This is a genomic window from Gabonibacter massiliensis (assembly GCA_001487125.1).
Lineage (GTDB): Bacteria > Bacteroidota > Bacteroidia > Bacteroidales > Marinifilaceae > Gabonibacter > Gabonibacter massiliensis.
In genome coordinates this window covers 1,285,760-1,300,242 of the sequence record LN913013.1, presented here as the reverse complement: position 1 = coordinate 1,300,242, position 14,483 = coordinate 1,285,760, and the positions used below count along the sequence as shown (strand labels likewise).

The 14,483-nt window shown below is 41.5% G+C and carries 9 protein-coding genes and 1 tRNA gene; 7 read left to right on the top strand and 3 right to left on the bottom strand.

Annotated elements, in window-relative coordinates:
* Nucleotides 1–173: 173 nt before the first annotated feature.
* Nucleotides 174–2,342 (top strand): M1 aminopeptidase family protein, encoded by a 2,169-nt coding sequence (locus tag BN3283_RS09775; protein WP_059026540.1) that lies wholly within the window; start codon nucleotides 174–176, stop codon nucleotides 2,340–2,342.
* Nucleotides 2,343–2,421: 79 nt separating this feature from the next.
* On the opposite strand, the gene kbl is transcribed toward BN3283_RS09775, so the two are convergent.
* Nucleotides 2,422–3,612, bottom strand: coding sequence for a glycine C-acetyltransferase (kbl, locus tag BN3283_RS09770; RefSeq protein WP_041502673.1), 1,191 nt, complete (start codon nucleotides 3,610–3,612; stop codon nucleotides 2,422–2,424).
* 366 nt (nucleotides 3,613–3,978) lie between these two features.
* On the opposite strand from kbl, the gene BN3283_RS09765 reads away from it, so the two are divergent.
* Nucleotides 3,979–7,062: an ABC transporter substrate binding protein gene (locus BN3283_RS09765; RefSeq protein WP_059026539.1), complete on the top strand. Its 3,084-nt coding sequence runs from the start codon at nucleotides 3,979–3,981 to the stop codon at nucleotides 7,060–7,062.
* A 91-nt stretch (nucleotides 7,063–7,153) separates the two neighbouring features.
* On the opposite strand, the gene BN3283_RS09760 is transcribed toward BN3283_RS09765, so the two are convergent.
* A tRNA-Asn gene (locus tag BN3283_RS09760) sits at nucleotides 7,154–7,230 on the bottom strand.
* A gap of 178 nt (nucleotides 7,231–7,408) precedes the next feature.
* On the opposite strand from BN3283_RS09760, the gene BN3283_RS09755 reads away from it, so the two are divergent.
* Entirely contained in the window at nucleotides 7,409–7,741 is a 333-nt protein-coding gene (locus BN3283_RS09755; protein WP_059026538.1) for a transcriptional regulator, read from the top strand.
* Nucleotides 7,742–7,790: 49 nt separating this feature from the next.
* On the opposite strand, the gene BN3283_RS09750 is transcribed toward BN3283_RS09755, so the two are convergent.
* Nucleotides 7,791–8,174 (bottom strand): MmcQ/YjbR family DNA-binding protein, encoded by a 384-nt coding sequence (locus tag BN3283_RS09750; protein WP_041502676.1) that lies wholly within the window; start codon nucleotides 8,172–8,174, stop codon nucleotides 7,791–7,793.
* Nucleotides 8,175–8,487: 313 nt separating this feature from the next.
* On the opposite strand from BN3283_RS09750, the gene BN3283_RS09745 reads away from it, so the two are divergent.
* The 4 genes from BN3283_RS09745 to BN3283_RS09730 are packed head-to-tail and all read left to right on the top strand — an operon-like array spanning nucleotide 8,488 to nucleotide 14,465.
* Nucleotides 8,488–9,543, top strand: a complete 1,056-nt coding sequence (locus tag BN3283_RS09745; protein ID WP_059027230.1) for an efflux RND transporter periplasmic adaptor subunit — start codon at nucleotides 8,488–8,490, stop codon at nucleotides 9,541–9,543.
* Nucleotides 9,543–10,148: a TetR/AcrR family transcriptional regulator gene (locus BN3283_RS09740; protein ID WP_059026537.1), complete on the top strand. Its 606-nt coding sequence runs from the start codon at nucleotides 9,543–9,545 to the stop codon at nucleotides 10,146–10,148. The genes BN3283_RS09745 and BN3283_RS09740 overlap by 1 nt, the downstream gene beginning before the upstream one ends.
* Nucleotides 10,135–13,173, top strand: coding sequence for an efflux RND transporter permease subunit (locus BN3283_RS09735; RefSeq protein WP_059026536.1), 3,039 nt, complete (start codon nucleotides 10,135–10,137; stop codon nucleotides 13,171–13,173). Before BN3283_RS09740 ends, BN3283_RS09735 begins: the two co-directional genes overlap by 14 nt.
* Complete coding sequence (locus tag BN3283_RS09730; protein WP_059026535.1) at nucleotides 13,170–14,465, top strand: TolC family protein; 1,296 nt, start codon at nucleotides 13,170–13,172, stop codon at nucleotides 14,463–14,465. The genes BN3283_RS09735 and BN3283_RS09730 overlap by 4 nt, the downstream gene beginning before the upstream one ends.
* The last annotated feature ends 18 nt before the right edge of the window (nucleotides 14,466–14,483 follow it).

Sequence of the window (14,483 nt, the reverse complement as noted above, 5' to 3'; positions counted from 1 at the left end):
CTGTTCTCAAATCCTTCCATTCGTAATATGTGGATAGAAACCTTAAATATCTTCCTTTGTATAATAAAAGCATGTGTTAATATAGTATAAAAATGAATCATGTTGTGAGCTAACTGTCGCCCTGTTTGATCTTTTATTCGTTTTAGGGGAACTTGAACCTAAATTTTGAAAAGATGATTACAGTTTGGCTTATTGCTTTATATGAATGTAAATTGATTTTACGTCGAAAATTGTGTTGGCTTTTGGCTCTTGGCGTGATTACGGGTATTGCTGTTTTTCAATGGGATTTGCAAGGAAATGAATGGGCATCTTGGGTGAATGCGGCTATACCTTGTAGCATCCCTTTGGTTAATGCCTGGTTATTTAATGTTTCGCAGATTTTTTGGGTGGTCTGGTTAGGCATAGATTGTTGTTGGAGAGATAAAAAGTTCCGGGCGAATGAGGTTTTTACCGTTCGGCCGTTCACGAATGTGACTTATCTTTTCGGGAAGGTGTTAGGGATTGCAATCGTATGCCTCCTGTTGAATCTTATCAGTATTTTGATTACTCTGGGAATCCATTTGCTTGCGGCGAGGGGTGACGTATTTCAGCCGTTATTCTATCTGTTTTATCTCCTGACTTTGACCTTGCCGACGCTGATTTTTATGTTGGGATTTGTCATATGGCTCTCTCTCCGGGTAAGACTTCATTTCGTATTGTATTTATGGATGTCGCTTGTTTTTGTGCTGTTTTATTTTGTCGGAGATAATGGAGGATACGGCCTGTTTGACCCATGGGGACGTGCGGTGACCACGCTATTCTCGGATGTGACGGGAATGGCTCATTTCGAGCTTTATGTTTTTCATCGGTCGATCTATTTCCTGTGGGGAGTCGGATTGCTGCTTCTTTCGATTCGGAACATGAAACGATTAACGGAAATCGGGAGGATGCAGAAAATGATTCGGTGGGGAGGGGTATTTTGTCTGATTTCGGGAGTGTTGCTTGGGGGCGGTTACCTGAGATTTTTTATTCGGGACGAGATACGTCGAAATCTATACTTGCAGGTTTATGATCGATACGCGAATAAGCCTTTGGCTCATGTGATTTCTCAGGATTTGTATTTGGAACGGGCAGGAGACCGGATAGAGGTGAAAGGTGATTTGTTGTTATCGAACAAGTCAAAAAAAGAGATGAGTAAACCGATACTTTATTTAAATCCTGGCCTGCAGGTTGAAGTATTGACAAGCGACGGAATTCCGGTAAAATTTATTCGGGATCATCAAGTTATTATTTTGGAGCATACGCTTGCCGCGGGTGATTCGCTTTCCCTGCATATAGCCTATAAAGGGACAATCGACAATGCGGTTTGTTATCCTGAGGTTTCGGTCGATCGGCATCGGGATTCCCGGATAGAGACGAATGAGACCCTTACCCGGTCTGTTTTGCGGGAAGGAAATGACTATGCTGTCGTGGGGGACGAATTTACTTTCTTGTTACCGGAATGTTTGTGGTATCCGTCGGCTTTTCCCCCGATAAACGTCTCTTCTCCTTTAGCTCTTAACTATGATTATACCCGTTTTTGTTTACGGGTCAGGCCGGAAAAGGAAGAGTTCGTTTTATCGCAGGGAGTAATGAAGCGGGAGGGAAAAGAAGTTGTTTTCGAAAACGAGCAGCCTTTGTCTAAATTGTCTTTATGCATGGGACGCTATCAGAAAAAAGAGATTCGCTTAAACGAGGTAGACATAGAACTTTATTATTTTAAAAATCATGATTATTGGCAAAAAGAGTTTCATCCCCGGAAAGATGAAATGGTTGGGATGCTGGAATTGTTTTTCCCGAGCTTGGGGCGTTCGAATCAGGGAGGGTTCCCTTACCGGAAGCTTGTGATAGCAGAGGTCCCGCTTACCCTGCGTTCTTATAAACGGGTCGGCCTTCAGGCAGACGAATGGGTACAGCCGGAGATATTGTTTCTCCCGGAACGAAATTTTAAGGGGCCCTATTTCCCCATGAAACAAATTCAAAAATTTTATGGAGATAATTGGGGAGTATCTTTGGATAAAGAATATTTAAGTATGAATTGTTTTTTCAATCTCTCTCCCATGTTTAAAATTTATCCGGGAACCATCGTGTCTGAAAAATACATCGGGATAGGTAATTTGTTGGATGGTATTTTACAAGCTGATAATGCTACTGCACCGTTTACACTGATGGTGGGCGGAGATGAAAACTATCAGGCAACGAAATATTTTAGACATAGAAATCTGAACGATGTTTTCACGGATCGTACTTCTCTTGCAATGACTAAACTGGAATCAATAAGGGCTGCAATACTAAATGATAAACAAAGGATGGAACTTACTTAATTGGTTAACGTGCCTGTTTTTATAAAAAAATCTCTCTTACCTGTTTAGATAAGAGAGATTTTTCTTTATAGCAAACGTCTTATTTAATCACGTTCAGTTTTTTACCGATCTTAATAAAGGCGGCCAAAGCACGATCCAATTGTTCGCGCGTATGAGCGGCGGACAGTTGGATACGGATACGGGCTTGTCCTTTCGGTACGACCGGATAATAGAAACCGGTAACGTAGATGTTCTCTTTTTGCAGTTCGGCGGCAAATTCCTGAGAAAGAACGGCATCGTAGAGCATCAAAGCGCATATAGCGGACTCGGACGGTTTCAGGTCGAACCCGGCTTCCGTTAATTTGGCCCGGAAATAATTCGCGTTATCCATCACTTTGTCTCTTAACTCGGTGCTCTTGCTCAGCATGTCGAATACGGCGATAGAGGCACCGCAGATTGCCGGAGATAAAGAGTTGGAGAATAGATAAGGTCTGGAACGTTGACGCAACATGTCGATAATCTCTTTTTTACCGGTGGTATATCCTCCCATGGCACCACCCAAAGCTTTACCGAGGGTTCCGGTGAAAATATCTACCCGGTCCATGCAATGATGGTGTTCGGCAGAACCGCGGCCCGTTTTGCCGATAAATCCGGCCGCGTGGCTGTCGTCAACCATAACCAAAGCGTTATATTTTTCAGCTAAATCGCAGATTTCGTTCATTTTAGCGATGTCTCCATCCATGGAGAAAACACCGTCGGTAACGATGATGCGGTAGCGTTGTGCTTGTGAGATCTTCAATTGTTCTTCCAGATCAGCCATGTTGGCGTGTTTATATCTGTAGCGGACGGCTTTACACAGGCGAACGCCATCAATAATAGAGGCATGGTTCAACTCGTCGGAGATAATGGCATCCTCTTGCCCGAACAAGGGTTCGAATACACCGCCGTTAGCGTCGAAACAAGCCGCGTAAAGAATAGTGTCTTCGGTTCCGAAGAATTTGGAGATTTTGGCTTCCAGTTCCTTGTGAATATCTTGAGTCCCACAGATAAAACGAACAGATGACATTCCGTATCCGTGACTGTCTAAAGCCTTTTTCGCTCCTTCAATTACGGCAGGATGAGACGAGAGCCCCAAATAATTGTTTGCGCAAAAATTTAATACTGTCTCACCTGTGGCAAGTTTGATTTCTGCACCTTGCGGTGTAACGATAATTCTTTCGCTTTTGTATAAACCGGCATCTTTTATGGACTGGATTTCAGTCTTTAAAAAGTCTTGAAATTTTCCGTACATATAGCTAAATTTTTTGTTTGTTTTAATGACCCCAAAAGTAATTAATTTTTGATTATTATCTACTTAAAAATAAATAATCGTGATTTATTTCAATCCTGGGATTTAGATGTTTTTTTATCGTGTACTTGCTATAAACGAGTGATTATCTTTTACATGAGAAGTATGATGTTTTGAATTATTTCTTTAAAAAGAACTAAAAAATGAAATGATATAAATTATTATCTTTGATACGGGAAAAGATGAGTGTTTATAAGGATAATAATAAATTTGAGATTTAAATTATTTTTTATTAATACTTGAAGAAGGAGATTATTTTAAATAAAAGCTATATCTTTATCTCAAATTTCAGTTAAATTTTATTGTAAAGTGAAGAAAATAGCTTATTTAGTGAAAGAATGGGGAATGCTGTTCGTGTGGATGATGATTGGAATTGTCTCGGTAAAAGCAGAAACAGGAGTATTTCCTACGGCAGATTCGGTGAAGCAAGTTTTGTTTATCAGCTCTTATCACGAAGAGCAAATATGGACGAGAAATATCATTGAGACGGTAAAACGGCAGTTGAAGGATGCCGGGTTGAGGGTTGATTTGAGAATTATTCATTTGGATTCTAAAAGAACAAAAGATAAGGATAAACAGGCCGAAATCTTATTTCAGACGTTGAGTGAAATCCGGGGGAGACAGGATTTGATTATTGTCTCGGATAAGGAGGCCAATCAAATCTTTTTTTCATTGGATATTCCGATGATAAAAAAAATTCCGGTTGTTTTCTGTGCGGTGGCAGTCTCTGATGACAGAAAACAAGAGGGCTGGGAAAATGCGACGGGAGTGGTTAGTAAATTGGATTACGAGAAAGTTTTTTTACTGGGACGGAGATTATTTCCGGAAGCTCGTAAAGTATATGTTATTTCGGACAGTACGGAATCCGGAAGGATGCATAAAAAAATGGCCCAAAGCCAATTGGTTAAATATGAGCGTGTATTCCCGATAGAATACATGGGAGAAAATGAAGCGACGGTGGATGATTTAATAGGGGAAATGGAAAATTTTGATCCTCTCTCTTTTATTATTCTTTCGACTTGGCAGCGGGATCGGCAGGGAATGTATAGGTCCGCGGAAGTTTATTATCCTATTTTTTCAAAGGAGGCTCCGGCGCCGATCCTGTCTTCGATGGATTTTGCCGAGGGAAACGGTATTTTGGGCGGATATTTGTTGCGGGCGGAGGATCAAGGAACTCGGGCGGGAAAATTAGCCGTTAAGATATTGAAGGGGGAGGATGTCCGGAATGTGCCGGTTGATACGGCAGAGGGTGTCTTTATGTTTGATGACTTGCAATTAAAGCGTAGGCAGGTAGAACGGGCGATTTTGCCGGAAGGAAGCATTATCGTGAATGAACCTGATTCCCTATTTGTGACTTATCGGAATTACATATTCTTTTTTGTTGTTTTCATCGTTCTTCTTGTCATTTTATTAGGGTTATTTCTTTTTTTCTATTTACGTTACCGAACAATGTTCCACAGGAGTCAGAAACTGGAAGCGGCGGCTAAAGGAATGGCAAAAAATTTGGAGCGAAAAACAGAGGTTTTATCCCATACGCTCTCTTCGATGGAGGAGGGTATTGTTGTTGTGAATCGGGAGATGGAGGTGTTGGAAATGAATCGTATCGCCTTGGAAAATGTGGGATACGGGCAGGATGGAATAGGAAAACGTTTGAATGAGGTGTGCAACATTTGTGTGGATGGGGATGAAAAATATATGCAGCGTGTTATACGAAAAGTGATGGAAACGGGGGAGAGACAGGTGTTGAATGCGGATGCGTTGTTGGTTTCGACACGGGGAGAAGTAAAGCATGTGACGGGAAGTATATCTCCTTTATTCGATAGTTTGCGTGGTGTTGCCGGAGCCGTGTTGATTTTCAGGGATATGACGGATGAATTGCAGCAACAGAGATTCTTGAAGATTTCGATAGGGATATTACGTTTTTATACGTGGGTATTTAATATCGATAAACAGACTTTTGAATTTGGAGAAGGGTTCGGGGAGACGGGAGCTCAAAAAGAGCCTTTTGATACCTTGGAGAAATTTGCACTCTATGTTCATCCGGAAGATCGAGCCGGATTTAGTGAGTTTTTCGAAAGGGTACAAAAACAGGATAGTGGCGAATTTACGGCGGCTTATCGTGTGGATTACAAGGGAAACGGTCAGTACAGTTGGTGGGAATGCCGGGGTGTCGTTCAAACCATTGAGGTGGGTAAAGGGAAGAAAATAAAGTATTTATATGGGTTGGATATCAATATAGAACAGCATAAGCGAATAGAAGAAGAGTTGAAACACGCTATGGAAAAAGCGGAAGAATCCGATCGTTTGAAGTCCGCTTTTCTGGCAAATATCTCTCATGAAATACGGACTCCTCTCAATGGAATTGTCGGTTTTGCAAATCTAATATGTGAAAAGGATTATTCCCATGAAGAAAAGCAAACATTTTGTGCCGCGATCAATAAAAATAGTAAACTGCTTTTGTCTTTGTTGGATGATATATTGGATCTTTCTCGTATCGAATCCAATTCGGTCGGATGTCAGGTGGAAGAGTGTGACGTAAATGAGATGGTTAATTCGGTTTTTGAAACTCATCGGCTTTTGATGCCTGAACGAATTGTTTTGGTAAAAGAGGAGGTTCCAACAGGTTTACGGGTAAAAACGGATAGCGTGAAACTTACGCAGGTCTTTACGAATATTATTAATAATGCCAAGAAATTTACCTCACAAGGAAAGATTACTTTAGGAACCCGGCTCTCGGAAGATCGGGAATGGTTGGAGTTTTCAGTTGCTGATACGGGAGAAGGGATTCCGGAAAAGAGTTTGCCGCGTATTTTCGATAGGTTTTATAAAGTGGATGAGTTCAAGCCGGGGACAGGACTGGGTTTGCCTATTTGTAAGGCTATTATGGATTTGTTAGGTGGTGATATTCGCGTCGAGTCTGAATTGGGAAAAGGTACCACTTTTTATTTTCGTATACCTCTTTATCTGGATGAGGATAAGGGACATTTTGTCTTTGAGGTCTCTAACGAGCCGGAAGATTGGCCTGTGATAGCGAATGAGGATAAGAAGCATATTTTAATAGCCGAAGATACGGATAGTAATTATCTATTGTTAAAGGCATTGTTGAAGAAAGATTATATGTTGGATCGGGCTCGAGATGGAATAGAGGCCGTGGAAATGTTTAAGAAAAATAAGTACGATGCCATCCTGATGGATTTGAAAATGCCTCGTATGGATGGTTTGGAAGCAATGATAGAGATCCGTAAATTTTCGGATATCCCTATAATCATTCAAACGGCTTATGCATTCGAAGTGGATCGGGAGAAATGCTGGGAGGCAGGATGTACGGATTTTATAAGTAAACCTATAAAATCCGTGACGATACATTCTATTTTGAAAAAACACCTCTCTTGACGGGGATATTGGAATTATGGTCTGAAAGGGAATCGATTCTTCAGAAAAGAAAGGAATAAAAAAAGCCTTACAGAATCTGTAAGGCTTTTTGTGGCTCCTCAGGTAGGACTTGAACCTACGACCTACGGATTAACAGTCCGCCGCTCTAACCAACTGAGCTACTAAGGAATTTTCTCAAAAGCGATGCAAATATATGGATTTGTTTGGTTCCTGCAAAATATTTTAGAAGAAATAATTTGAAAAAATCAACAGGACCGGGAGTTACGAAAGGACTATTTTCATAATCAGGTGGATGAAATCGTATTGAAATGTTGTAGATTTGCAGTATAAATAAAAAAGAATAGCTATGGATTATATGAAAGAGTTAAACGTGGCAATCACGGTATGTGATAGCGACGGAAATATCTTGATGATGAATGATAAATCTCAAAAAACGAATCACGGTGATCTGGTGGGACAAAACGTGTTGGATTGTCATCCGGAGCCGGCCCGAACGAAATTGCTCGGCTTGATGGAAAATCATTCGACAAATGCTTACACGATTGAAAAGAACGGCGTTAAAAAACTGATCTATCAGACACCCTGGTATGAAAACGGAGAGTACCGGGGACTGGTAGAATTTTCCTTGGAGATACCTTTTGAAATGCCGCATTATATTCGAAAACCCAACAAGGTTTGACGGGATGGAAAATTTATAATGGAAAATGGGTAGCTGTTGAAAAGTTACCCTATTTCTTTCGGTTGGATTCCGTCAATGAAAACTCTTTGAAATTCTCTTTTATAAAACTCTTGGGTAGTTTTAGAATGACTTCCCGGTAAGAGTGTTCGATTAACTCCTCGATCAGTTTATCCGATAACGATCCGTGAATGTATACGGTGTTCCAGTGTTTTTTGTTGAAATGATACCCCGGGACGATTTCGCTATACTCTTCCCTTAACATAATCGCTTTTTCCGGCTGACACTTTAAAGCGATCCATTCAAAAGGTAGGATATCGGTACAGGCGAACATTTTGTTGAAGACCTTAAACACCAGCGTGGTTTCATCGAATGGAAACTCTTCTGTCGTGTGCGGAAAGGAGAGGCAAATTTCCCGAAATTCTTCGATATTCATAAATTCTTGTTTTAAGAGTTCTGACAAAAGTATAATTATTTCATTCGGAATAATGTAATGCGTGGGATAAATTCATAAATTTCTTGTACGAGTTTTATTGAATGTGGCTTTTGGTATTTTAAATGGTTGAAAAAGGGATAGAATATCTTGAATGAATTTTCGATAGCCTTTCTGTATGAATGAATATGATAGATGGTTCATGCAACTTCGTTTATCCGAATGCCGATTTCAGAATCTTATTTTCCGGTTTCGGAAAAATTTATCCGGTAGACTTGAAAGTAAGCTGCTATTTTCGTCCAAAAATAAAAAGAAGATGAAAGTAGCAATGAATTTAATAACAGTGTTGATTTTGATAATGGCACTGGTTTCGTGTGAGGATTCCATGCGAAGCAATCGAGAGCGGAAAATGGTTGTACGAACGGCCTCGGCCGTGAAGGAGCCCTTGCAGAATCGGTGGGAGTTTTCGTTTATATCTGCTCCTTTTCGGGTATCGGAACTCTCTTTTCGGGTAGGAGGACCTATCGATCGTTTTGAAGTCTTTGCCGGAAATTATTACAAAAGCGGTGACGTTATTGCTGAAATTGATGCCCGTGATTTTCGTATCCGTAAAGAACGGGCTGAAGCCGTGTATCGACAAATGCATGCCGAGTTCGAGCGGATTCGGATTCTTCATGATAAAAAAAATGTATCTGCAAGCACCTTCGAAAAGGCTAAAGCCGATTATATATCGGCAAAAACGGCTTATGAAACGGCAGTTAACGAATTGAATGATACCCGGTTGATTGCACCTTTTGATGGATATGTCGGGGAGGTGTATATTGAGAAATATCAAGAGGTGAAAGCTTCGCAACCGGTTATATCGTTTGTTGATATTAATAATCTGAAGATAGAAACATATGTTAATCAGCAGGTCCTTTTGAGCAAGTCTTTGAATCAGGAGGTAGAATTGCGTTTTGATGCGATACCAGATAGGGTATACAAGTTAAAGATCGAGAAGATATCCAAAAGTACGACACCAAATAATCTTTCTTACCTGTTAACTGCCTTATTGCCGAATCAACGAGAACAGTTACCGGCAGGCATGTCCGGAAAGCTTTCTTTCCGGCCCTCAGAGACGATTGCAGATTCAAACGTTATCATTCCGTTGAAAGCTGTTTGGCATAGTCCTGCAAAAGAAGATTTTGTGTGGATTGTTAATAAAGAAAAGGGACGTGTTAGTCGGCGGAAAATAACATTGGGAAAATTAATGCCTGAAGGAAAGGTATGTATTGAGACCGGTATGATTGAGGGAGAAGTCGTGGCGGTTAGCGGACTTCGCTTTTTATCGGAAGGAATGGAAGTACATATCGGGGATGAAGAATATATCTGATGGAACGTGAAATTCTAATTATTCAACAGGTGGTGGGCATATTTCGATTATACGGCATTCGATCACTCTCCTTGGAAGAGATAGCCAAACTTATAAATCTGACATCCCATACCCTGAGAAAGTATTTTCGAACAAAGGAACTATTATTGTTGAAGTGTGTTACATACAGGATAAATCAGGAAGAAATCTTTAACAATGCGGATGAATGTTTACCGGATATTATGGTCGATTTTGTCGAGGCTTATCCCGAATTGTGCGGAAAGTTAAGCCGTCGTTGTTGTCTGGAGATAAAAAAATATTATCATGATGTTTTTCATTTTCTGGATAATTTTTTAGATAGCTATGCTGTTGCTTGTCGGGATAAGGTGGAAGATGCGATTGTAAACGGGTATGTCCGACCCACCGTATCGCCACATCTTGTTTACACTTTTTTTAGAAAACATTGGTCGAATCTTTTTATGCCGGATGCCTGTCCATTCTCGTTATCGGAATCACTTGAAATAACCAAACGTATTCAAGCCTTCACGAGGGGAATTGTGACAATAAAAGGACAGATTTATATAAATGAAAAATTGAAAAACAGAAGTTATAATGAAGCTGATTAAATATTTTTTGCAAAAGAAGTCCGTGAGTGTCTTGCTGCTTGTTTTGGTCTTGTTTGGGGGGGGGGTCTCTTACTTGAAAATGGGGAAATTGGAAGATGCTCCTTTCACAATTAAGCAGGCCTTGGTAATTACGCCTTATTCGGGGGCTTCGCCTTCGGAGGTTCAGACACAAGTAACGGATGTATTGGAAGAGGCAATCCAATCTATGGGAGAACTCTATTATTTAAAAACGGAAAACCGGGCCGGGCTTTCTAAAATTACGGTGTATGTAAAAAAAGAAATTCGTGCCTCCGAAATGCAGCAATTATGGGATAAGCTTCGCCGAAAAGTAAGCGATGTACAAGGAAAATTACCGGTTGGGGCGGGTCCGTCCGTTGTCAATGACGATTTTGGAGATGTCCTTGGCGTTTTTTATGGTTTGACAGGATCCGGGCATAGTTACCGGGAACTGGAAGATCAGGCTAAATGGATTAAAAATGAGTTGCTAAAAGTCAAAGATGTAGCCAAAGTGGAAATTTATGGCGTACAAATGCCTACGATCGAAGTACGAATAAGCCCCTCCGTCATGTCGCAAAGTGGTATTACGACAACGGATATTATACATGCTTTCGAAGGACAAAATAGAGTGGTGGATGCCGGGGGAATAGAATCGGGAATGAATCGTATTCGTGTTGAATCCACAGGGAATTTTTATTCGCTCGATGATATTCGGAATTTGACGATCGTTTCCAGAAGTAGTGAACATTTTCGGCTGGGAGATATTGCTGAAATCAGTGAAGCTTATCAGATGCCAGCGTCGAACATTATGCGGATCAATGGAGAACCGGCTATCGGTATCGCCGTTTCGACAGTCCCTACCGGGAATGTGGTGGATATGGCAGAACTCGTGAAAGAGCGAATCGATCAATTTTCGGGGAAACTTCCGGCGGGATATCATCTTTCCTGTATTTATGATCAGGGATATGAATCGGATGTCGCCAATCGCGGGTTTATTGTCAATCTGATCGTTTCCGTGCTCACGGTTGTGGCTATTTTACTTTTCTTTATAGGGTTTAAAAATGGAATTTTGATAGGTAGTGGACTGGTATTTTCTATATTTGCTACGCTTATCGTGATGTATTCCAATGGGATTGCGCTACAACGCATGTCGCTGGCTGCGATTATTATTGCCATGGGCATGCTGGTGGATAATGCCATCGTTGTGTCCGACTCTTGTTTGGTCAATATGCAACGGGGCATGCGTAAAAGAGTAGCCTTGATGCGGGCCTGTTCTTCGACGGCCTTACCCTTGCTGGCGGCTACGGTTATTGCTATTCTGACCTTTATGCCTATTTATTATTCTCCGCATATTACAGGAGAGTTGTTATCCTCGTTGGTAATTGTTATTGGCGTGTCACTCATGTTCAGTTGGGTGTTTGCTCTTACGCAAACTCCGTTTTTTATTCAGGAATTTGTTCGCCGTCCGCATCCTGCCGAGTTGAAAGAGAATTTGTTTTCTGGGAAATGGTACGACATTTTCCGTTCCTCTTTGCATTGGGTGATCCGGCGTAAATACCTGGTTCTGTCCTGCCTGGTTGTGATGCTTTGTCTTTCTGCCTGGAGCTTTCGATTTATTCCGAAGGTTTTTGTTCCGTCACTTGATAAGCAATATTTTACCATTGATATGTGGTTGCCGGAAGGTTGCCGGATAGAGGAGACTGACCGTATCGCCGAAGATATGACAGATTATATTCGTACTTACGGGGAAACCGAGAGCGTGTCTGCATTCGTGGGCCGAACGCCTCCGCGTTATTATTTAGCAAACGTCTCTTTCGGACCGCAATCAAATTATGCACAGTTGCTGGTGAAATGTAGGACTTCGTCGATGTCCCGTCAATTACATGCTATATTGCAGGATTCTATTCCCGTAAAGTATCCGGAGGCCTTTGTTAAAGTCAATAAATTTGAACTTAGCCCGCTTACAGAAGCTTTGATTGAAGCCCGTTTCTTGGGACTTGATATGGCTGTTTTGGATTCGCTGACTGGAGTGGCTATCGAAATTATGCGGCGGAATCCAAAAGTTGCGGATGCTCGTAACGAATGGGGTAATATGACGATGGTGATCCGTCCTGTATATGATCCGGTGAAAGCTGGAATGCTGGGGATTACAAAAGCAGATATGATTCAGTCCGTGAAGTCTATTAGTGACGGATTTACGGTAGGTGTTTATCGGGATAAGGAGAAAAAAGTTCCCGTGCAACTTAAATCGGAAGTACCCAATGTCACGGATGCTGAGTCTTTGGGAAATTTCTCTATCTGGAATGGAAGTAAATCAGCTCCTCTGTCGCAAGTGACCGAACGTATTGAAACTACCTGGGAGTTTCCACAGGTCAGAACGTATAACCGACAATTATCGATGGCTGCCATGTGTGGTGTAAAGCCCGGACACACGATGGCCGAGGTACACGGAGAGATAAGGGGAGAGATTGAAAAGATCCGTTTACCTGAAGGATACTCTTTCTTTTGGGATTCGCAATATAAGGATCAGGGAGAAGGATTACAGGCACTTGCCAAGTTTTTTCCTTTGGCTTTTCTCTTGTTGGTGGTAATTCTTGTAGCTCTTTTTGGTAATTTTCGAGAACCTGTCATTATTCTTTGTGTACTCCCCTTGTCGATCATTGGTGTTGCTGTCGGCATGTTGCTTACCGGGTTCGAATTTGGCTTTTTCCCGATTGCCGGTTGGTTGGGGCTTTTAGGGATGATTATTAAAAATGTTATCGTGCTGCTTGATGAAATCAATATACAACACCGGAGCGGCATTAGCCTCTATACTTCTATTGTCGAAGCTACCGTTATTCGTACTCGTCCGGTATTAATGGCTGCAACGACGACCATTTTTGGTATGGTGCCTCTCCTGTTTGATGTCGCTTTCGGGGGAATGGCCGCTACTATTATTTTTGGACTGGCATTCGCAACCTTGTTGACACTGTTTGTTACTCCGGCTCTTTATACTGTATTTTATAACGTAAAAGAATATCAACGATGAAAAAGATTGGTTTAATGTTTGTGGCTTTAGGCTGTTTGTCGACGGTATCCGCACAACAAAGCTCATTACTCGATACTTATCGTTCTATGGCTTTGCAGTATAATCACGATCTTAAAGCTGCAGAGAAAAATATTTCAGTCAGTTTGGAACTTGAAAAATCGGTCCGTGCCGATAGAATGCCGAAGTTGGCTGCGGATGCGAGTTTCCGGTATACGGGTAATCCGATGGAATTGTCCATCGAATTGCCGGTTGCAGGAGTATCCAAAAGTTTTGAAGGACAACATATGCAATACGGCGCATCGGTTGCTTTGTTGCAACCAGTTTACACGGGAGGCCGGATTCTCGAGGCCATTCGGTTAGTCCGGCATCAACAGGCCATGGCGGTCAGCCAAGCCGAAATGGTGCGGGTTATGGTTTGTTACCAGACAGATATTCAGTATTGGAACACGGTAGCTCGTCGGGAGATCATTGATGTAGTCCAAGATTTTTATGATTCGATGGCTTCATTGGTAAAAACAATCGGGGAAAGAGTGGATGCAGGGTTGGCCGATCCTCAAGATTTATTGATGGCTGAGGTGAAGCTCAATGAGGCTGAATATCGCCTGTTGCAAGCAAAAAATGATTTCCAAACGGGATGTATGGCTCTTAATTCCATTATCGGTGTGGAATTGCAAAGTTCTACGGAAATAGAAACAGTTGTCCCAATGCTTGCCATTGGAGACTCCTTATCGTTATCGACCGGAATGAATCGTCCTGAAATTAAGATTGCTGAAGAACAGGTAAAGATAATCGAGAGTAGTTCGCGACGAAATGATTCTCAATATAAGCCTCAGTTTTATGTGGGTATGGAAGGAAATTATACCTCTCCAGGATATAATTTTCGTTCGGATATGGATCCTAATTATGCTGCTTATGCCAAATTATCAGTACCTTTATTTGAATGGGGAAAACGTCGTAGTGAAAAAAGAGCTTCTACGGAGCGGATCGGTATGGCAATCGATCGGTTGAATCGGGTGAAAGATGAAGTGGCATTGGACATACAGACGGCTAATCTGAATTTATTGCAGGCGCAGGAACGAGCGGTTTTGAGTGAAAATTCATTGGAAAAGGCTCGTGAAAACGAAATAAAAGCGTTGGAACGTTACGGGGAAGGGAAAATTTCTATTTTGGAAGTAATCGACGCCCAGACTTATCGGCAGACTTCACAACTCAATTATGTACATGCTAAAGTGGCTGCTCAAAGTTACTATTCGGGTTTAATAAAAGCTTTGAATGCGTACGGATCTTTCTAAATATAACTAACTTTGCAA

Bases quoted from the DNA above. Each gene is read 5' to 3' on its own strand.
- BN3283_RS09775 (WP_059026540.1), top strand. From the start codon at position 174: ATGATTACAGTTTGGCTTATTGCTTTATATGAATGTAAATTGATTTTA.
- kbl (WP_041502673.1), bottom strand. From the start codon at position 3,612: ATGTACGGAAAATTTCAAGACTTTTTAAAGACTGAAATCCAGTCCATA.
- BN3283_RS09755 (WP_059026538.1), top strand. From the start codon at position 7,409: ATGGATTATATGAAAGAGTTAAACGTGGCAATCACGGTATGTGATAGC.
- BN3283_RS09750 (WP_041502676.1), bottom strand. From the start codon at position 8,174: ATGAATATCGAAGAATTTCGGGAAATTTGCCTCTCCTTTCCGCACACG.
- BN3283_RS09745 (WP_059027230.1), top strand. From the start codon at position 8,488: ATGAAAGTAGCAATGAATTTAATAACAGTGTTGATTTTGATAATGGCA.
- BN3283_RS09740 (WP_059026537.1), top strand. From the start codon at position 9,543: ATGGAACGTGAAATTCTAATTATTCAACAGGTGGTGGGCATATTTCGA.
- BN3283_RS09735 (WP_059026536.1), top strand. From the start codon at position 10,135: ATGAAGCTGATTAAATATTTTTTGCAAAAGAAGTCCGTGAGTGTCTTG.
- BN3283_RS09730 (WP_059026535.1), top strand. From the start codon at position 13,170: ATGAAAAAGATTGGTTTAATGTTTGTGGCTTTAGGCTGTTTGTCGACG.